The following is a 19,539-nucleotide window of genomic DNA, read 5'->3' on the forward strand; positions in this document are numbered from 1 at the left end:
CACGTGTTTTCCACTGTGCTGGTCGCCAACCGCGGCGAGATCGCCTGCCGCGTCTTCCGCACCTGCCGCGAGCTGGGTCTCGGGACGGTCGCCGTGTACTCCGACGCCGACGAGAACGCCCTCCACGCGCGCGTGGCCGACGCGGCGGTACGGCTGCCCGGGGCGGCACCCGCCGAGACGTACCTGCGGGGCGACCTGATCGTGAAGGCCGCGGTGGCCGCCGGCGCGGACGCCGTGCACCCCGGGTACGGCTTCCTCTCCGAGAACGCCGACTTCGCGCGCGCGGTGCTCGACGCGGGCCTGGGATGGATCGGCCCGCCCCCGGCGGCCATCGAGGCGATGGCGTCCAAGACACGCGCCAAGGAACTGCTGGGCCTCGCCCCGCTGGACGAGGTCACCGAGGCCGATCTGCCGGTGCTGGTGAAGGCGGCCGCGGGCGGCGGGGGGCGCGGCATGCGGATCGTGCGCCGCCTCGACGACCTCAGCGCCGCCCTGGAGGGCGCACGCGCCGAGGCCGCGAGCGCCTTCGGCGACGGCGAGGTGTTCGTCGAGCCCTACGTCGAGCACGGCCGGCACGTGGAGGTGCAGGTACTCGCCGACGCGCACGGCACGGTGTGGGCGCTGGGCACGCGCGACTGCTCGCTCCAGCGCCGCCACCAGAAGGTGATCGAGGAGGCGCCGGCGCCCGGACTCACCCCGGCGCTCGCGGAGGAGTTGCGCGCGCTGGCCGTACGCGCCGCGCGCGCCGTGGACTACGTGGGCGCGGGCACCGTCGAGTTCCTCGTCGCGCACGACCGGGCGCACTTCCTGGAGATGAACACCCGCCTCCAGGTCGAACACCCCGTCACCGAGATGATCTACGGCATCGACCTGGTGGCCGAGCAGATCAGGATCGCCGAGGGCGCCGTCCTGGCCGACGCCCCGCCCCAGGCGCGCGGCCACGCCGTCGAGGCCCGCCTCTACGCCGAGGACCCGTCCCGCGACTGGGCGCCGCAGACCGGCCGCCTGCACCGCCTGACCGCCCCCGACGGCATCCGCCTGGACACCGGCTACACCGACGGCGACGACATCGGCGTCCACTACGACCCGATGCTCGCGAAGGCCGTCGCCCACGCCCCCACCCGAGCCGAGGCGATCCGCAGACTGGCCGGCGCTCTGGAACACACCACCCTGCACGGCCCCGTCACCAACCGCGAGCTGCTGATCCGCTCCCTGCGGCACGAGGAGTTCACCTCCGCCCGCATGGACACCGGCTTCTACGACCGTCACCTCGCCGCCCTCACCGCGCCCGCCCCCGACCCGCACGCCCCGCTCGCCGCCGCCCTCGCCGACGCGCACGGCCGCTCCCGCTTCGGCGGCTGGCGCAACATGCCCGCACAACCGCAGGTCAAGCGGTACGAGATGGCGGGGCGGGAACACGAGGTCCGCTACACCCACACCCGCGAGGGCCTGCGGGCCGACGGGGTGCGGGTGGTGCACGCGGACGGCTCGGCGGTCGTCCTGGAGGCCGACGGCGTGCGACGCCGCTACGACGTGGCCCGCTACGGCGACCGCGTGTACGTCAACACCACGGCCCTGACCGCCCTGCCCCGCTTCCCGGACCCGACCACCCAGCAGGCCCCCGGCTCCCTCCTGGCACCGATGCCGGGCACGGTCGTCAGACTCGCGGACGGTCTCGTCACCGGATCGGGCGTCCGCGCCGGTGAGCCGATCGTCTGGCTCGAAGCGATGAAGATGCAGCACGTCATCGCGGCCCCGGCGACGGGCGTGCTGACCGCCCTGCCGGTGACACCAGGACAGCAAGTGGAGGTCGGAGCCCTTCTGGCCGTGGTCGAGGAGACCGACCCGGAAGGGACGCGGGGAACAGCGCGAGCAACCACCCACGAGGACCAGCCCGGAGGACACCGATGACCACCCACATCGAACCGCAGGAACACAAGGCGCTGCGCGAGGCGGTCTCGTCCTTCGCCACCAGCCACCACGACCTGGACAACAGGGACCTCTGGCAGAAGGCCGCCAAGCTCGGCTACATCGGCGTCAACCTGCCGGAGGCCTACGGCGGTGGTGGCGGCGGCATCACCGAACTCTCCCTCGTCCTCGAAGAACTGGGCGCCGCCGGCAACCCCCTGCTCATGATGATCGTCTCCCCGGCGATCTGCGGCACCGTCATAGCCCGCTTCGGCACCGAAGCCCAGAAACGGCAGTGGCTGCCCGCGCTCGCCGACGGCAGCCGCCTCATGGCCTTCGGCATCACCGAACCCGACGCCGGCTCCAACAGCCACCGCATCACCACCACCGCCCGCCGCGACCCCGGCACCGGGGACTGGCTCCTCACCGGCCGCAAGGTGTTCGTCTCCGGCGTGGACATCGCCGACGCCACCCTCGTCGTCGGCCGCACCGAGGACTCCCGCACCGGCCGCCTCAAGCCCTGCCTGTTCATCGTCCCGCGCGACACCCCCGGCTTCTCCCGCCGCAAGATCGACATGGAACTCGACAGCGTGGAGAAGCAGTTCGAACTCGTCCTGGACGACGTCCGGCTCCCCGCCGACGCACTCGTCGGCGACGAGGACGCCGGGCTGCTCCAGCTCTTCGCCGGCCTCAACCCCGAGCGCATCATGACGGCCGCCTTCGCGATCGGCATGGGCCGCCACGCCCTGTCACGCGCCCTCGACTACGCCCGCGAGCGCACCGTCTGGAACACCCCCATCGGCGCCCACCAGGCCATCGCCCACCCCCTCGCCCAGGCGCACATCGAACTCGAACTGGCCCGCCTGATGATGCAGAAGGCCGCCGGGCTGTACGACGCGGGCGACGACGCCGGTGCCGGCGAGGCCGCCAACATGGCCAAGTACGCGGCCGGGGAGGCCTGTGTGCGAGCGGTCGACCAGGCCGTGCACACCCTCGGCGGCAACGGCCTCACCCGCGAGTTCGGCCTGGCCCGGCTGATCACGGCCGCGCGGGTGGCCCGTATCGCCCCGGTGAGCCGCGAGATGATCCTGAACTACGTCTCCCACCAGACCCTGGGCCTGCCCAAGTCGTACTGACGGCTCGTAGCGACCGCTCGTAGCGACCGCTCGTTCCGACCGCACCGACCACCACCGTCCGGCACCGCGCTGTGCGAGGAGGAAGCGTGTTCCGCAGCGAGTACGCAGACGTCCCGGCCGTAGAACTCCCCATCCACGAGGCGGTCCTCGGCCGGGCCGCCGAGTTCGGCGACCTGCCCGCCCTGATCGACGGCACCGACGGCACCACGCTCACCTACGAGCAGGTGGACCGCTTCCACCGGCGCGTCGCCGCCGCCCTCGCCGAGGCCGGCGTCCGCAAGGGCGACGTCCTCGCCCTGCACAGCCCCAACACGGTCGCCTTCCCGCTGGCGTTCCACGCGGCCACCCGCGCCGGCGCCACCGTCACCACCGTGCACCCGCTCGCCACGGCCGAGGAGTTCGCCACACAGCTCCGCGACTGCGCCGCCCGCTGGATCGTGACCGTCTCCCCGTTCCTGGAGACCGCCCGCCGCGCCGCCGAACTCTCCGGCGGCATCGAGGAGATCCTCGTCTGCGACAGCGCCCCCGGACACCGCTCCCTGATCGACATGCTCGCCTCCCGCGCCCCCGAGCCGCACCCCGCCATCGATCCGGTCGAGGACGTCGCGGCCCTGCCGTACTCCTCCGGCACCACCGGCGTCCCCAAGGGCGTGATGCTCACCCACCGGCAGCTCGCCACCAACCTCGCCCAGCTCGAACCGGCGATCCCCGCCGGCCCCGGCGAACGCGTCCTCGCCGTCCTGCCCCTCTTCCACATCTACGGGCTCACCGCCCTGATGAACGCGCCGCTGCGCAGCGGCGCCACCGTCGTCGTCCTGCCCCGCTTCGAACTGGAGACGTTCCTGGCGGCCATCCAGAACCACCGCATCACGGCCCTCTACGTGGCCCCGCCGATCGTCCTGGCCCTCGCCAAACACCCGGCGGTCGCCCGGTACGACCTGTCGTCCCTGAAGTACGTCATCAGCGCCGCGGCCCCGCTCGACGCCGACCTCGCCGCCGCCTGCTCCCGCCGCCTGAACCTGCCCCCCGTCGGCCAGGCCTACGGCATGACCGAACTCTCCCCGGGCACCCACGTCGTCCCCCTGGACGCCATGCGCGACGCCCCCGCCGGCACCGTCGGCAGGCTCATCGCCGGCACCGAGATGCGCATCGTCTCCCTCGACGACCCCGGCAAGGACCTCGGCACCGGCGAGCGGGGCGAGATCCTCATCCGCGGCCCCCAGGTCATGAAGGGCTACCTCGGCAACCCCACCGCCACCGCCGCCATGATCGACCCCGACGGCTGGCTGCACACCGGGGACGTCGGCCGGGTCGATGCCGCCGGCTGGCTCTTCGTCGTCGACCGCGTCAAGGAACTCATCAAGTACAAGGGCTTCCAGGTCGCCCCGGCCGAGCTGGAGGCCCTGCTGCTCACCCACCCCGGCATCGCCGACGCCGCCGTCACCGGCACCCCCACCGACGAGGGCACCGAGGTGCCGCACGCCTACGTCGTCCGCGGTCCCACCGCCGCCGGCCTCACCGCCGGCGAGGTCATGATGTACGTCGCCGAACGCGTCGCCCCCTACAAACGCGTCCGCCGGGTCACCTTCGTCGACGCCGTCCCACGCGCCGCCTCCGGCAAGATCCTCCGCAGACGGCTCAAGGAGCGCCCGTGACCCTCGTCGCCCGCACCCGCGTCCGGGGCATCGAGACCCTCACCCTCGACTCGCCCGGAACCCGCAACGCCCTCTCGGCGGCCCTGGTCGCCGACCTCGCCCAGGCACTCACCGAGTGCGCCGCGGACCCCGGCACCCGCGCCGTCGTCCTCACCCACACCGGCACCACCTTCTGCGCCGGGGCCGACCTGCGCGACCCGCCCGCCCCCGACGCGCTCGTGGCGCTGCTCCGGCAGATCGTCGAGCTGCCCCGACCGGTCGTCGCCCGCGTCACCGGACACGTCCGCGCGGGCGGCCTCGGCCTCCTCGCCGCCTGCGACATCGCCGCCGCCTCCCTCGACGCCACGTTCGCCTTCACCGAGGTCCGCATCGGCGTCGCCCCCGCCGTGATCTCCCTGCCGGTCCTGCCCCGCGCCGACCCCCGCGCCGTCGCCCGCCACTACCTCACCGGCGAGCGCTTCGATCCGGCCGAGGCGGTCCGCGTCGGCCTGCTCACGGCTGCCGGCGACGACGTGGACGCCGTACTGCGTCCCGTCCTCGACGGACTGCGCCGGTCCGCACCCGACGCCCTGGCCGAGACGAAGCGGCTGCTCACGACTAGGGTGCTGGAGGCATTCGACCGGGACGCGGACCACCTCACCGCGCTCTCGGCACGGCTGTTCGCCTCCCCGCAGGCCCGCGAGGGGATGACGGCCTTCCTTGAAAGACGGGATCCCCCATGGGTGCTGTGACCACAGTCGACCGCGTCCCCAAGCAGGACCGCAGCCGCGCCACCCGGCAGCGGCTGCTGGAGGCCGCCGTGGCCTGCCTCGCCGAACACGGCTGGGCCGGTTCCACGGTGACCGTCGTCGCCGAACGCGCCGGTGTCTCACGGGGCGCCGCCCAACACCACTTCCGTACCCGCGAGGACCTCTTCACGGCGGCCGTGGAGTACGTCGCCGAGGAGCGCTCCACGGCCCTGCGCGCCCTGTTCCCCGAGGGCGCGGCGGGCGACCGGCGGGCCGTGGTCGCCGCCCTCGTCGACCTCTACACCGGCCCCCTGTTCCGCTCCGCCCTGCACCTCTGGGTCGCCGCCTCCAACGAGGACCAGCTGCGCTCGCGCGTCACCGAGCTGGAGGCCCGCGTCGGCCGCGAGACCCATCGCATCGCGGTGGAACTCCTCGCCGCCGACGAGACCCGCCCCGGCGTCCGCGAGACCGTCCAGGGCCTGCTGGACATGGCCCGCGGGCTCGGGCTGGCCAACCTCCTCACCGACGACCAGCAGCGACGCGAGCGCGTGGTCGAGCAGTGGGCGGCCCTGCTGGACCAGGCACTGGGCTGAGCCGCCCCGACCGCCTACGGGCTGAGCCGCTCCACCCGCCAGCTCCCGTCCGGCTCCGCCACATAGCGCAGCCGGTCGTGCAGCCGGTTCAGCCGGCCCTGCCAGAACTCCACGCTCTGCGGCGCCACCCGGTAGCCGCCCCAGTGCGGCGGGACCGGCACCTGCTCGCCCTCCGGGTAGCGGGCGGCCAGCTCCGCGTACGAGGCGTCCAGCTCCGCGCGCGACGCGACCACGGCGGACTGGGCGCTCGCCCACGCCCCCAGCTGCGAGCCGTGCGGCCGGGTCCGGAAGTAGGCGGCCGTCTCGTCCCGGCCGGTACGCCGCGCCACCCCCTGGACGATGACCTGCCGGGCCATCGGGTGCCACGGGAAGAGCAGCGAGACGTACGGGTTCTCGGCGAGGTCCCGGCCCTTGCGGGACTCGTAGTTCGTGTAGAAGACGAAACCGTGCTCGTCGAACTGCTTCAGCAGCACCGTGCGCGACGACGGCCGCCCCTCGGCGTCGGCCGTGCACACGACCATCGCGTTCGGCTCGAACAGATGCGCCTGGGTGGCGGCCTCCCGGAACCAGCGCGCGAACTGCTCCACGGGCGTGTCGGCCAGATCGGACTCGGCGAAACCCTCCACCCGGTACTGCTTGCGCATCGACGCGGGGTCGGGCACGGGATCACGGACGGGATCGAAAGGGACGGCGTCTCGGTCGCTCACTGTGTCATCTTCCCGCATCCCCGGCCCCGGCAGACCGGCCCTGCCCCGACACTTACGTGGCACTCAGTGCCGCGAGGACTCCCCAAAGGTGGCACTCGGGGATATCGTGCTGGTACCCCTCCGGCCGGGTGACCGTCGGCCGAACGGGGCATCACCACCGCACGGGGCCCCGCCCGGGCACGCGCGGGGCAACCCTCCGGGACGGCCGCCCGGACCGCGAGCCGCCCCACCACACCCCGGCACACCCACAGCCCGGACGCCCCACCCGTCACACATCACGAGGAGCCGCCTGATGTCCGACTTCGTACCCGGACTCGAAGGGATCATCGCCTTCGAGACGGAGATCGCGGAACCCGACAAGGAAGGCGGCGCGCTCCGCTACCGAGGCGTGGACATCGAGGACCTCGTGGGTCACGTCTCCTTCGGCAACGTCTGGGGCCTCCTCGTCGACGGCGCCTTCAACCCCGGCCTGCCGCCCGCCGAGCCGTTCCCCATCCCCGTGCACTCCGGCGACATCCGCGTCGACGTGCAGTCCGCGCTCGCCATGCTCGCCCCCGTCTGGGGCCTGAAACCCCTCCTCGACATCAGTGCCGAGCAGGCCCGCGAGGACCTCGCCCGCGCCGCCGTCATGGCCCTGTCGTACGTCGCCCAGTCCGCGCGCGGCCAGGGCCGGCCCATGGTGCCGCAGCGCGAGATCGACAAGGCCGAGTCCGTCGTCGAACGCTTCATGATCCGCTGGCGCGGCGAGCCCGACCCCAAGCACGTCGCCGCCGTCGACGCCTACTGGACGTCCGCCGCCGAGCACGGCATGAACGCCTCCACCTTCACCGCCCGCGTCATCGCCTCCACCGGCGCCGACGTGGCCGCCGCGCTCTCCGGAGCCGTCGGAGCCATGTCCGGGCCGCTGCACGGCGGCGCCCCCTCCCGCGTGCTGCACATGATCGAGGAGATCGAACGCACCGGGGACGCCGAGGCGTACGTCAAGCAGTCCCTCGACCGCGGCGAGCGCCTCATGGGCTTCGGCCACCGCGTCTACCGCGCGGAGGACCCCCGCGCACGCGTGCTGCGCCGCACCGCCCGCGAACTCGGCGCCCCACGCTTCGAGGTCGCCGAGGCGCTGGAGAAGGCCGCCCTGGAGGAACTGCACAACCGGCGCCCGGACCGCGTCCTGGCCACCAACGTCGAGTTCTGGGCGGCCATCGTCCTGGACTTCGCGGAGGTGCCGGCGCACATGTTCACGTCCATGTTCACCTGCGCCCGTACGGCGGGCTGGTCGGCGCACATCCTGGAGCAGAAGCGGACCGGACGCCTCGTACGGCCCTCCGCGCGGTACGTCGGACCGGGCCCGCGCGACCCGCGCGAGATCCAGGGGCACGGCGACATCGCCCACTGAGCGGGAACCCCCGGGGCGCGGCCCACGCGCCCCGGGGCGACAGCGCTCACGCCGGTGTCAGCAGACCCGGGTGATGCCGTTCCGCCACCAGCGGGTGGGCCCGCAGCTTGCCCTTCAGTTCGTTGTAGCCGTACTCGGCGAACAGCGGGTTGGCCGGGTCTGCGGTGACGCCCGGCGCCGCCGACGCGTGCGGGAAGGGCAGCGGCTCCACGCGCGCGTCGAGGCGCGGGTTGTAGAAGAACGGCACGGAGAACCGCTCCACGGCCGACGGCGGTGACACCACCCGGTGGTTGGTGGCGACGAGGTACCCGTCGGTCGCGACCTCCAGCAGCTCGCCCAGGTTCACCACGAACGCGCCCGGCAGCGCCGGCACGTCATGGAACAGCCCGTCCTCGCGCTGCACCTGCAACCCGCCCACCGCGTCCTGCAGCAGCAGCGTCAGGAAGCCGTAGTCCTTGTGCGCGCCCACGCCCTGCTCGGCGCCGTCGCGCGCCCGCCCGGGGTAGCGCACCAGCTTCAGGTGCGGATGCGCCCGCTCCCCGAAGACCGGGTCGTAGAAGTCCGGCGGGGCACCGATCGCGGCGAGCAGTTCGCGCAGCAGCCGCTCGGCGACCCCGCTGAGCCGGTCGATCCAGTCCAGGGCGGCGGTGCGCAGCTCGGGCAGGGACTCGGGCCACTGGTTCGGGCCCTGCAGCCACCAGTAGGCGGGCTCGTCCGGGCCCGGTGCGCGGGCCGGCCGCTCGGCGCCGATGTCGAGCTGGTCCCGCCAGTCCCGGCGGCCGCCGGTGCGCTCGTCGCCGGTGCGGGTGTAGCCGCGGAAGTGCGGCGAGTTGACGTTGTCGAGGGCGAGCCGCTCGGCTTCGGGCAGTGCGAAGAAGCGCCGCATCGCCGAGTCGAGCCGCGCGGTCTGTGCCGCGCCGACCCCGTGGCCCACCAGCTGGAAGAAGCCGACGTCGTGCGCGGCGGCGTGCAGCCGCGCGTGCAGCACGGCCCGCGCCTCGGGGCCGCCGTCGGCGAGCGACAGGTCGATGATCGGGAGTTGCCGGTACGACGGAGTGGACCGGTGCGACGGGTCGGACGGGTACGTCGGGTTGGACGGGTACGTCAGGGTGTGCGACATGGGTGTGTCCACGTGGAGGTGAGGCGGCGGTGACCGCGGAAGGAAAAGGGGGCCGGACTGCTCAGAAGGAGCGTCGACAGCCCGTGCTCGTGACGCGGACGTAGTCCACGTGGCGGCGTCGAACGAGCGAAAGCATGCCCTCAGGGTACTGCGCGCCGGAGAATCCCCGTATGACGCGCCTCACGGCCGCAAGTCCTCCGGGAAACGCAGACGGCCCGTGGGCTTGGTCCTCTCAAGGAGGAGCCGGCCGGACGTACCGGCAGCCCACGGGCCGGGTGACTGCGTTGGATTGGCCGGCTGCGTGCGTCGCGCGCACGCCGGTCCGGCGCCGAACCGAGTACGACGGCGGGCCGTTAGCCCGCAGTCACCTCGCGCGTCCGGGATTCACTCATGTACCGGATCACCTCCTTTCAGCGATGGCACCCACCCTAAGAACCGGTCGGGCAGTCATCAACAGCTTTTTCGAGAAGCGCGGCCGCGGATCGCGGTCCCAGGCGTCGCGCCGGCCTTCCGGCGACCGTTCCCGGCGTGATCGCGCCGCCGGGGCGGACGGGGCCCGGTGCGGCGCGGGCGGTGGTGCCGGGCGATCACAACGATTCCTTCGCGATATTGCGGGAACCCCGTGTGGGCTGCGTCACGTTCCAGTTGAATGAAGGCCAACAACGGTCCGACGAGGGGCTGACGAGAGGCCGACGAGGGTCGGCCAGGGCCAAGCCTGCAGGGGGTCCACAGGTGAGTGCTTCCCGGCGTAGCGGGACCACGGACGAGCTGGGGCCGGACGAGCCCGAGCCGCCCGAGCGGGGCGGCGCCGCGAGTGCCGAGCACATCGGCGGTTCCGATCTGCTCGCGGCGCTGCTCGACGGCATGGACGCGGCGCTGTGCGCCTTCGACGCCGACGGCGTCGTCACCCACTGGAACCGCGAGGCCGAGCGGATCCTCGGCTGGAGCGCCGCCGAGGCGGTCGGCCGGCAGGGGTTCGCCGGATGGGCGGTGCGCGCGGCGGACGCCGAGGAGATCGAGCGGCGGCTGATGGCGGCGATGCACGCGCCGGGGCGCCAGGTGCACGAGTTCGCGCTGGTGACCAAGGACGGCGGCCGGGTCCTGGTGCGCACGCAGTCCGCCGCCGTACGCGGCCCGGACGGCGAACCCGCCGGCGTGTACTGCGCCTTCAGCGAGGTGCACGCGCAGATCGACCTGGAACGGTCGATCGCGCTGAGCGAGGCGCTGTTGGAGGACGCCTCCTGGGGTGTGGTCCTCGTCGACGCCGACCTGCGCCCCGCCGTCGTCAACGCGCACGCGGCCCGCGCGCTCGGCTCGGGCCGCACCGCCGTCCTCGGGCGCCCGCTCGGCGACCTGCTCACGCACGGTGTGGAGGAGGTGGAGAACGCGCTCACCCACGTGCTGGCCGAGGGCGCGCCGCCCGCGCTCACCGAGATGTGGGTGGGGGTGCGCACCCCCGACGGCGAGCAGCGGCGCTGCTGGCGCAGCGGCTTCCTGCGGCTGGCCTCGCCGCTCGCCGAGGAGCCCGTGCCGCTGGGCGTCGGCTGGCTGTTCCAGGACGTCACCGAGACCAAGCAGGGCGAGCAGGAGGCGTCAGTGCTGCGCTTCCGCACCAACCAGATGCACCGGGCCGCCCGCGCGGCGGCCGAGTGCGAGGACCCGGCGGAGGCGGTCACCGTCCATCTGGACTTCGCGCTGGCCGGTTTCGCCGACCACGCCCTGATCGACCGGGTGGCGGGCGGCACGACGTCCGGCGACGGCGGGACGACGCCGCTGCGGCTGGTGCGCATCGCCGAGACCCCGTCCGGCGGGCCGGGCCCCGCCGCGCTCACCGGCCGGGCCGGTCTGCCCGTGCGGTACGCCGAGGGGCACCCCGCGCTGCAGTGCGTGGCCCGCGCCGGTTCCGTGCGGGCGGGCAGCGGCGCGGTCCCGCAGGAGCGGTCCGCCGAGTGGGCGCGGGGCCGCCAGTGGCCGCAGGACACGGTCCACGCGCTGTGTGCGGCGCTGCGCAGCAGGGGCCGCACCCTCGGCGTCGTCACCTTCCTCCGGGGACGCGGCCGTACCGCCTTCGAGCGCTCGGACACGACCTACGCGGAGGACGTGGCCCTGCGCATCGCCGCCGCGCTCGACCTCGCGGACACGGCCCGGACGGCCGGACCGGAGGAACCCCGGGGGCGCGAGGGCTCCGAGGGGGCCGAGAAGGCCGCGGGATCATGGGGACCTGAGGGACCTGAGGGACCTGAGGGACCTGAGGGGCCTGAGGGACATGGGGGACCTGAGGGACCTGGGGGACCCTGGGCGCAGGGCGAGCGGTAGGCGCGTCAGTGGCGGTAGAAGATCCGGTCCCGGTACTCCTCCATCACGCGGCCGTTCCACTCGTGGCCCCCGTCGACGTTCCCGGAGCGCAGCAGCGGGGGTTCGACGCCGCGGTCGGCGAGGGCACCGGCGGCGGTGGCCATCACGGCCTGGAGGAGGGCCGTGGTGACGACCGTGGAGGCGGGCGCGAAGGGCGCGGGGACGGCGTCGTGGGTCAGCTCGGCGTCACCGACGGCGATCTTCGAGTCGAGGACGATGTCGCAGTGGTCCTTCAGGAAGCTCCCCGAGGCGTGCCGCGACTTGGTCTCGCTCGCGTACGCCACCGAGGTCACGCCGATGACCTTGACGCCGAGGGCGCGGGCGTTGAGCGCCATCTCGACCGGCAGGGCGTTGCGGCCGGAGAGGGAGACGATCACCAGGGCGTCGCCGGCCCGCACGGGTGAGGTGTCGAGGACGGCGCTCGCGAGGCCGTCGACGCGCTCCAGGGCGGAGCCGAGGGTGGCGGGGGTGACGTCGACCCCGACCACGCCGGGGACGGCGAGCAGGTTCATCAGCGCGAGGCCGCCCGCGCGGTACACGAGGTCCTGTGCGGCGAGGGAGGAGTGGCCGGCGCCGAAGGCGAAGAGGCGGCCGCCGGCGGCGACGGTGTCGGCGAGCAGGGTGCCGGCGGCCCGGATCCCGTCGGCCTCCTCGTCGCGGACCCGCCGCAGCAGTCCGATCGCCGCGTCGAGGAACTGGCCGCCGAGCGTACGGTCACTCATCCGAGGGGCCCCTTTGCCGTGTCCGGTGTCCGTGTCGCGGATCACGGTGCGGTCTGGACCAGTGCGGTGTCAATACGGCGTGGGGGCGGTCGGGAACCGGGCGGTTCCTTCCGTGCGGCACGGTTGTCGGCGGCATCCGGCAGAATTGGGCACAGGGCCAGCGCACGCGTTCGCCGGAGAGCCGTCGAGCCTCCGGGAGATCTCATCGAGGGGCACGTATGTCCGGACTGATCGACACGACGGAGATGTATCTCCGCACCATCCTCGAACTCGAGGAGGAGGGTGTCGTCCCCATGCGCGCCCGTATCGCCGAGCGCCTCGACCAGAGCGGTCCGACGGTTAGCCAGACGGTGGCCCGTATGGAGCGGGACGGACTGGTGTCGGTCGCCAGCGACCGTCATCTGGAGCTGACGGACGAGGGCCGTCGCCTGGCCACCCGGGTGATGCGCAAGCACCGCCTCGCCGAGTGTCTTCTGGTCGATGTGATCGGCCTGGAGTGGGAGCAGGTGCATGCGGAGGCCTGCCGCTGGGAGCACGTGATGAGCGAGGCCGTCGAGCGGCGCGTGCTGGAACTGCTGCGCCACCCCACCGAGTCCCCGTACGGCAACCCGATCCCCGGCCTGGAGGAGCTCGGCGAGAAGGACGGCGCGGATCCGTTCCTGGACGAGGGCATGGTCTCGCTGGCCGACCTCGCCCCGGGCGACGAGGCCAAGACCGTCGTCGTGCGCCGGATCGGCGAGCCGATCCAGACCGACGCGCAGCTGATGTACACGCTGCGCCGCGCGGGGGTGCAGCCCGGTTCGGTGGTGAGCGTGACGGAGTCGGCGGGCGGGGTGCTGGTCGGCAGCGGTGGTGAGGCCGCCGAACTGGCGGCGGACGTCGCCTCGCACGTCTTCGTCGCCAAGCGCTGACCTGCGCCCCGGGCGCGGACGGCGGGCCGCCGGGAAAGCGGCGGCCGGAAACCGCAGCGCCGTGTCGCGTCTCGTGCCAGTCTGTCGCTGAGGCACAGCCGAGGCATATGACCTAGGGGGCGGGAAGATGTGCCGCAGACGAGCGGAGGGCCCCGGCGCCCAGTGGCGCCGGGGCCTGTCCTCCCCTGTGCTGACCCGGAGCCCCGAGCTCTCAGGGTCATTCCCGTCGGACCGGTTTCCCCGAGCGGTCCGCCTCCCGCAGAAGATCTCCCCTCGACAACGGCGATCATTCCTTGAGTGTCGTCACTCGTACGAGGGGTGTTGGCCGGGAAGAGAGCGAGTCTCGAATGCGAGTTCGATAATCTGCGCGTGACGTGAGAGCGGCAACGGCAACAGCACCAGTACGCGTGAGAGTGGGCAGCGGCCGAGCGAAGCCAGGGGGTGCCGGACCAGTGGCGCGACGCAGCGACGTGACCGGGGCGGGAGGCGTACGCCTGGCCGCGTGGGAGTTCGGCGACCCGCCCGAGCCGGTGCCCGACCGTCCGATGCCCGTCCCGTTCCCGCCCGGCCGGCCGGCCGGAGCACCGGACGGCCACGGGCAGCGCGCCCCCGGCGTGCTGTTACTGCACGGCCTGATGGGCCGCGCCTCGCACTGGGCGGCCACCGCCCGCTGGATCGCCGAGCGCCACCGCGCCGTCGCCCTCGACCAGCGGGGCCACGGCCACAGCGAGAAGCCCCCGCGGGCCGCCTTCACGCGCGAGGCCTACGTCGAGGACGCCGAGGCGGCGCTCGAACAGCTCGGCCTCGCCCCGGCCGTCCTCGTCGGCCACGCCATGGGCGCCCTGACCGCCTGGCAACTCGCCGCGAAACGCCCCGACCTGGTGTGCGGCCTGGTCATCTGCGACATGCGGGCCTCCGCCCTCGGCGCGGCCTCGCAGCGCGAGTGGACCGACTGGTTCAGGTCCTGGCCCGTACCGTTCGCCACCCTCACCGACGTCCGCAGGTGGTTCGGTGCGGACGACCCCCGGGTCGAGCGGCCCGACCCCGCCCGCGGCGCGTACTTCGCGGAGATCATGCGGGAGTGCGCCGACGGCTGGCGGCCGGTGTTCGACCCCGAGCAGATGCTGCGCTCGCGCGAGACCTGGGTCTACGACGCGCACTGGGAGGAACTGGCGCAGGTGCGCTGCCCGACCCTGGTCCTGCGCGGACCGGACGGGGAGCTGGGGCGGGCGGAGGCGCAGGAGATGGTGCGGGTCCTGCCCCGGGGGGAGTACGCGGAGGTCGCCGACGGGGGACACCTCGTCCACTACGACCGGCCGGCGGCCTGGCGGGACGCGGTGGAGCCGTTCCTGGAGAAGGTGCTCAAGACCTGACCTGCCCCGCGCCCCGCGAAGGGCCGCCCGGGCCGGACCGGCTCCCTCCACCCGTTGTCGACCTGCGATCACCCGTTGCCGACCGGCTGCTGCGGTCACCCGTTGCCGGCCGGTTCCCCCTCCGCCCGATGCCGACCGCCGTTCACCCCTTGCTGACCGCCGTGAGGATCTCCGGCAGCCGGGCCGCCGTCCTCGGTGCCGCCAGCCGCAGCCCCAGCCAGGTCAGCAACGCCCCGTACCCGGCGCCGCACGGCAGCAGCAGCCAACTCCACGCGTTGCCGACCCCGGTGACGTTCCACCAGATGGACACCGCGATGACGGGCGAGCACAGCAGGGCCGCCGCGACCATGCCGCCCACGATGCCCGCCCAGGCGAGCCCCACCTGACCGGGAGCCACGTTCTTGTGGCCCTCCTGGGGGATGGAGTAGGGGAAGCGGGCCGACGTCCAGGCGCCGGTGGCCAGCAGGGCGCCGAGCAGCGCGAAGGAGAGCCCCAGCACCTCGGGCAGCCGGGCCCAGTCGCCGAGGAGCCCGGTCGTCACCACGGTCACCAGCGTCACGTACGGCAGGGTGATCACCAGCAGTGCCAGCGCCCGTCCGCGCAGCTCGACGTACGCGTCCCGCGGGGAGGAGATGGTCATGGCGACCGTCCAGAAGGCGGAGGTGTCCTGGCCGAACTGGTTGTACATCTGGATGCCGAGCATCCCGGCGGCGAAGCAGGCGAAGTAGACCGAGCCGGTGCCCTGCACCGCGTTGAACAGCGGCACGATCAGACCGATGGCCAGCGCGGTCACCCAGGCCGCCTTGGTCTTCGGGTCGCGCCACACGTACCGCAGGCCGCGCTCCATGACGGCCCCCGTCCGCCCCGTGGGCAGCAGCCGGGCGAGACCACCGGAGCGCCGCCGGCCCGCGCCCGGCTCGGCGGCCGGCAGCGTGGACCCGTCGGGCGCGGTCATCAGCCGGTCAAGGCTCGCCGCCCACGCACCCACCAGACCCGCCAGCGCCCCGGCGCACAGCAGGAGCTGCAGCACCGCCGCACCGTACGAGCCGTCGCTCGCCGAGTCGGCCGCGCCGACGGCCGCCGCGGGCGGCACCCAGCGCAGCACGTCCGCGACCGGGTCGAGCTGCCCCAGCCCCGACGTGCCGAGCCGCTGCACACCGAAGTTGACGACCTGCGCGCCGACCGCGACGACCAGTCCGCTGAGCACCGCGAGGTCCCGGCCCCGGCGGCTGGTCAGCAGCCGCATGTTCGCGGCGGCCACGGCCCGCGCGAGGGCCACGCACACCAGCAGCCCGAGCACGACGCCGACGGCCCCGACGGCGTACGCGAACGCCCCGTGCGCCACGGACACCACCGAGCCCGCCAGCAGCAGGACGGTGAACAGCGGGCCGATGCCCACCAGGGAGGCGGCGAGCAGCGCGCGCACCAGAGGGCGGGGCCGCAGCGGCAGCATCACCAGCCGCGTCGGGTCCAGGGTCTCGTCCCCGGCCGGGAAGAACAGCGGCATCACCGCCCACCCCAGCCCCAGCACCGCCACCAGCGGCAGCACCAGGGACGCGGCGTGCTCGTGACCGCGCAGCGCGATCAGCCCGATCAGCTGCAGCGCGGCGAACGCCACGACGAGCACGGCGGAGGCGACGTATACGGCCCGCCGCCCGCCGGACTGCCTCAGCCCGTTGCGCAGCAGCGACAGCTTCAGCCGGACGACGGTCGCGGTCAGCGGGCTCATCGGGTGCCGCCGCCCAGCCAGTCCAGATCCGACCCGGCGTCCCGCCCCGGCGCGCCGACGAGTTCCAGGAACGCCCGTTGCAGCGAGGGCGCGTCGCCCCGGACCTCCGCGAGGGGGCCCTGGGCCCGGATCCGCCCGGCGGCCAGCACCGCCACCCAGTCGCACAGCGACTCCACGAGCTCCATGACGTGGGAGGAGAAGACCACGGTCGCGCCGGAGGCGGTGTAGCGCTCCAGGACGCCCCGGATGGTCTGCGCGGACACCGGATCGACCCCCTCGAACGGCTCGTCCAGGAAAAGCACTTCGGGGTTGTGCAGCAGCGCCGCCGCCAGCCCGATCTTCTTGCGCATGCCGGTCGAGTAGTCCACGACCAGTTTGTGCCGGGCGCCGGCGAGGTCGAGCACGTCCAGCAGCCGGTCGGCCCGCCGGTCCGTCTCCGCCCCCGGCAGACCGCGCAACCGCCCGGTGTAGCCGAGCAGTTCCCGCCCCGACAGCCGTTCGAACAGCCGCAGGCCCTCGGGCAGCACCCCGATCCGCGCCTTCACGACCACCGGGTCCCGCCACACGTCGTGTCCGACGACCTCCACGCTCCCGGCGTCGGGCCGCAGCAGCCCGGTGACCATCGACAGGGTGGTGGTCTTCCCGGCACCGTTCGGTCCGACGAGCCCGATGAAGCGGCCGGCCGGCAGATCGATGTCGATCCCCCCGACCGCGACCTGCTCCCCGAACCGCTTCCAGAGTCCCCGCACCCGAACAGCCGCTGACGTCATGCGTCAAACCCTACGGCGGAGTCAACGGCCGGGCAGAGGCGCGCAACAGCGCGGGCGAGCCCGCCGGACCGGCACCCGCGGCCCTACCGGTCCCGCCCGCACGCGTACGCGAGCGGTGAGATCAGCTCCTCGGCGTCCGGCAGCCACCGGTTGGCCGGCGTCGGCCGGCAGGCCCACTGCACGGCGCCCCGGGACCCGAACCGGGTCGGCGGGGCGGCGACGTACGCGCCCTCGCCGAGCGCCGTCAGATCGAGGGAGGACAACGACCAGCCCAGCTTGCGCACCAGATCGGCGATCTTCACGGCGGCCCCCGGCAGCACGAAGAAGTGCATCCGCCGGTCCGGCGACAACGTCACCGGACCCAGCGTCAGTTCCATCCGCTCCATGCGCGCCAGCGCCAGGAACCCGGCCGTCTCCGGGACGGAGATCGCGTCGAAGGTGCGCCCGGTCGGCAGCAGGATCGACGCGGTCGGCTGCTTCTGCCACATCCGGCGCGCCACGGTCGCGCTGCCGGTGGCCTGGGTCGCCCAGTCGGGCCGGGCGGGATGCGCCCCCGGCGCAGGGCACCCGGCGTCTTCGCAGGAGCAGCGTTGCGCCCCGTCCACGGCTTCCAGCCAGGTGCCGGGAAAGACGTCCCAGTGTCGCTCCTCGGCGTAACGGACGGCGGTCTCCAGCAGCGATTGTCCGCGCTGCTTCGGGATCTGAGCGGCTTCGGTGCCCGCGATGGTGTCTTCCACGATGAACACAACTCTGGCGGTCACCAGGGGTTACGCCCGCGCGCGTGCGCGGGGGAGGTGCATCGCTCCGGGCTCCGGGGCGCATGGGTGCACGGGCGGGGGCGCGTGGAACGAACGGGAGCGGGAGGGGGTAGTCAGGAAGGGGGTCGGCATCCGCCTTTACCCCGGCAATCCTCGCATGCCTCGCATTTTCGTCCTGTGTGCGGGGCATTGATCTTCACGGCCGGATCTTTTCGCTTCATCAGGCTCGCAGGGGGTTATGCCATGGCCGCAAGGCCGCTTGTGGCGCGGCAGCCGAACGAACGGTTGCAGGCGCTCATCCAGGAAGCCGGGTGCTCGAACGCCGGGCTCGCACGCCGGGTCAACATGTGTGGCGCCGAACACGGGCTCGACCTGCGCTACGACAAGACGTCCGTGGCCCGCTGGCTGCGCGGCCAGCAGCCGAGGGGCCGGGCACCGGCGATCATCGCCGAGGCACTGGGCCGCAAACTCGGCCGTACGGTCACCATCGACGAGATCGGCATGGCCAACGGCAAGAACCTCGCCTCCGGCGTCGGCCTGCAGTTCTCGCCGACGGTGCTGGGGGCCATCGAGCAGGTCTGCGAGCTGTGGCGCAGCGACGTGGGGCGGCGCGACTTCCTGTCCGGGTCGTCGGTGGCGGCCTCCGCGCTGGTCGAGCCGAGCCGGGACTGGCTGATCTCCGCCCCGGACGCGCAGGTCGCGCGCTCGGCGGGGCCCCGCGTCGGGCAGTCCGACGTGGCGGCCGTGACCGCCATGACGCGGGCGCTGGTCGACCTGGACCACCAGTACGGCAGCGGGCACGTCCGCCCGGTCGTCGTGCACTACCTCAACAGCGTCGTCTCGGGACTGCTGGCCGGCTCCTACCGGGAGGCGGTCGGCCGCGACCTGTTCGCCGCGGTCGCCCGACTCACCGAACTCGCCGGGTACATGGCCGTGGACACCGGCCAACCGGGCCTGGCCCAGCGGTACTACATCCAGGCGCTGCGGCTCGCCCAGGCGGCGGGGGACCGCGGCTACGGCGGCTACGTCCTCGCCGCGTCCATGAGCCACCTCGCCGCGCAGCTCGGGAACCCGCGGGAGATCGCGCAGTTGGCGCGCGCGGCGCAGGAGGGGGCGCGGGGGCGCGTGACCCCGCGTGCGGAGGCGATGTTCCACGCCGCGGAGGCGCGCGGGCACGCCCTGATGGGCGACGTGCGCGCCGCGCAGGCGGCGTCGGGGCGCGCGGTCTCGGCGCTGGAGGCGGCGGATCCGTCGTCCGGCGACGACCCGGCGTGGATCGCCCACTTCGACCAGGCCTATCTCGCCGACGAGTTGGCGCACTGCCACCGCGATCTCGGCCAGGCCGAGGCGGCGGCACGCTGCGCCGAGCAGTCTCTCGCCGGCCACCCGGAGAGCCGGGCCCGCCGGCGTGCCATCGGTTACGTCCTGCTCGCCACCGCCCAGGTCCAGCAGCGCGAGGTGGAGCAGGCCTGCCACACCGGCCTGCAGGCCGTGGAACTGCTGGAGACCCTGCGCTCCAACCGCGGCGCGGAGTATCTGGAGGACCTCCAGCAGCGGCTGGAACCCTTCCGGGAGGAGGCGGTGGTGAGGGAGTTCGGGGCGCGGCTCGACGTCCAGGTCGCGGCCTGAGCGCCGTCAGCGGGGTCACAGGGCGGCAGGTCGCCTTCTGAGCTGCGTGGCA

16 protein-coding genes are annotated in these 19,539 nt (G+C 73.6%); 10 read left to right on the plus strand and 6 right to left on the minus strand.

What is annotated here, in order from left to right; translation table 11 throughout:
- Positions 1-3 precede the first annotated feature (3 nt).
- The 5 genes from ACSLTV_RS13790 to ACSLTV_RS13810 all read left to right on the plus strand — a co-directional run bounded on the left by ACSLTV_RS13790 (position 4) and on the right by ACSLTV_RS13810 (position 6,020).
- Positions 4-1,911, plus strand: coding sequence for a biotin carboxylase N-terminal domain-containing protein (locus ACSLTV_RS13790; RefSeq protein ID WP_435612211.1), 1,908 nt, complete (start codon positions 4-6; stop codon positions 1,909-1,911).
- Positions 1,908-3,044 carry an acyl-CoA dehydrogenase family protein gene (locus tag ACSLTV_RS13795; RefSeq protein WP_432137344.1) on the plus strand — a complete coding sequence of 379 codons (1,137 nt, stop codon included), beginning with the start codon at positions 1,908-1,910 and terminating at the stop codon, positions 3,042-3,044. Before ACSLTV_RS13790 ends, ACSLTV_RS13795 begins: the two co-directional genes overlap by 4 nt.
- Before the next feature lie 86 nt (positions 3,045-3,130).
- On the plus strand, positions 3,131-4,699 hold the full coding sequence (locus tag ACSLTV_RS13800) for a 4-coumarate--CoA ligase family protein (protein WP_435612212.1): 1,569 nt from the start codon (positions 3,131-3,133) through the stop codon (positions 4,697-4,699).
- Positions 4,696-5,430 carry an enoyl-CoA hydratase family protein gene (locus tag ACSLTV_RS13805; protein WP_432137346.1) on the plus strand — a complete coding sequence of 245 codons (735 nt, stop codon included), beginning with the start codon at positions 4,696-4,698 and terminating at the stop codon, positions 5,428-5,430. Before ACSLTV_RS13800 ends, ACSLTV_RS13805 begins: the two co-directional genes overlap by 4 nt.
- The gene (locus tag ACSLTV_RS13810) at positions 5,418-6,020 is read left to right on the plus strand and encodes a TetR/AcrR family transcriptional regulator (protein ID WP_435612213.1); all 603 of its coding nucleotides are present in this window, start codon (positions 5,418-5,420) and stop codon (positions 6,018-6,020) included. The genes ACSLTV_RS13805 and ACSLTV_RS13810 overlap by 13 nt, the downstream gene beginning before the upstream one ends.
- 14 nt (positions 6,021-6,034) lie before the next feature.
- Here the strand turns inward: ACSLTV_RS13810 and pdxH are convergent, their stop codons facing one another.
- Positions 6,035-6,745 (minus strand): pyridoxamine 5'-phosphate oxidase, encoded by a 711-nt coding sequence (gene pdxH, locus ACSLTV_RS13815; RefSeq protein ID WP_432137348.1) that lies wholly within the window; start codon positions 6,743-6,745, stop codon positions 6,035-6,037.
- 274 nt (positions 6,746-7,019) lie between these two features.
- Between pdxH and ACSLTV_RS13820 the strand changes: the two genes are divergently transcribed.
- Positions 7,020-8,120: a citrate synthase 2 gene (locus tag ACSLTV_RS13820; RefSeq protein ID WP_432137349.1), complete on the plus strand. Its 1,101-nt coding sequence runs from the start codon at positions 7,020-7,022 to the stop codon at positions 8,118-8,120.
- Between the two features lie 46 nt (positions 8,121-8,166).
- Here ACSLTV_RS13820 and ACSLTV_RS13825 read toward each other — a convergent pair whose 3' ends face one another.
- Entirely contained in the window at positions 8,167-9,240 is a 1,074-nt protein-coding gene (locus tag ACSLTV_RS13825; RefSeq protein WP_432137350.1) for an isopenicillin N synthase family dioxygenase, read from the minus strand.
- Between the two features lie 732 nt (positions 9,241-9,972).
- Here ACSLTV_RS13825 and ACSLTV_RS13830 point away from each other — a divergent pair.
- Entirely contained in the window at positions 9,973-11,556 is a 1,584-nt protein-coding gene (locus tag ACSLTV_RS13830; RefSeq protein WP_435612214.1) for a PAS domain-containing protein, read from the plus strand.
- A 5-nt stretch (positions 11,557-11,561) separates the two neighbouring features.
- Here ACSLTV_RS13830 and ACSLTV_RS13835 read toward each other — a convergent pair whose 3' ends face one another.
- On the minus strand, positions 11,562-12,317 hold the full coding sequence (locus ACSLTV_RS13835) for an SIS domain-containing protein (RefSeq protein WP_432137352.1): 756 nt from the start codon (positions 12,315-12,317) through the stop codon (positions 11,562-11,564).
- A 218-nt stretch (positions 12,318-12,535) separates the two neighbouring features.
- On the opposite strand from ACSLTV_RS13835, the gene ACSLTV_RS13840 reads away from it, so the two are divergent.
- Positions 12,536-13,228 carry a metal-dependent transcriptional regulator gene (locus ACSLTV_RS13840; protein WP_432137353.1) on the plus strand — a complete coding sequence of 231 codons (693 nt, stop codon included), beginning with the start codon at positions 12,536-12,538 and terminating at the stop codon, positions 13,226-13,228.
- A gap of 452 nt (positions 13,229-13,680) precedes the next feature.
- Positions 13,681-14,601, plus strand: coding sequence for an alpha/beta fold hydrolase (locus ACSLTV_RS13845; protein ID WP_432137354.1), 921 nt, complete (start codon positions 13,681-13,683; stop codon positions 14,599-14,601).
- A gap of 142 nt (positions 14,602-14,743) precedes the next feature.
- Here ACSLTV_RS13845 and ACSLTV_RS13850 read toward each other — a convergent pair whose 3' ends face one another.
- From ACSLTV_RS13850 to ACSLTV_RS13860, 3 genes are all read right to left on the minus strand, one after another.
- Entirely contained in the window at positions 14,744-16,330 is a 1,587-nt protein-coding gene (locus ACSLTV_RS13850; protein WP_435612215.1) for a transporter, read from the minus strand.
- Positions 16,327-17,100, minus strand: coding sequence for an ABC transporter ATP-binding protein (locus ACSLTV_RS13855; protein ID WP_435612216.1), 774 nt, complete (start codon positions 17,098-17,100; stop codon positions 16,327-16,329). Before ACSLTV_RS13855 ends, ACSLTV_RS13850 begins: the two co-directional genes overlap by 4 nt.
- Positions 17,101-17,183: 83 nt before the next feature.
- On the minus strand, positions 17,184-17,846 hold the full coding sequence (locus ACSLTV_RS13860) for a bifunctional DNA primase/polymerase (protein ID WP_432137414.1): 663 nt from the start codon (positions 17,844-17,846) through the stop codon (positions 17,184-17,186).
- Positions 17,847-18,101: 255 nt separating this feature from the next.
- Here ACSLTV_RS13860 and ACSLTV_RS13865 point away from each other — a divergent pair, with 255 nt between their 5' ends.
- Positions 18,102-19,487 carry a transcriptional regulator gene (locus tag ACSLTV_RS13865; protein WP_432137357.1) on the plus strand — a complete coding sequence of 462 codons (1,386 nt, stop codon included), beginning with the start codon at positions 18,102-18,104 and terminating at the stop codon, positions 19,485-19,487.
- The last annotated feature ends 52 nt before the right edge of the window (positions 19,488-19,539 follow it).

The organism is Streptomyces sp. bgisy159 (assembly GCF_965341775.1).
Taxonomy (GTDB): Bacteria; Actinomycetota; Actinomycetes; order Streptomycetales; family Streptomycetaceae; genus Streptomyces.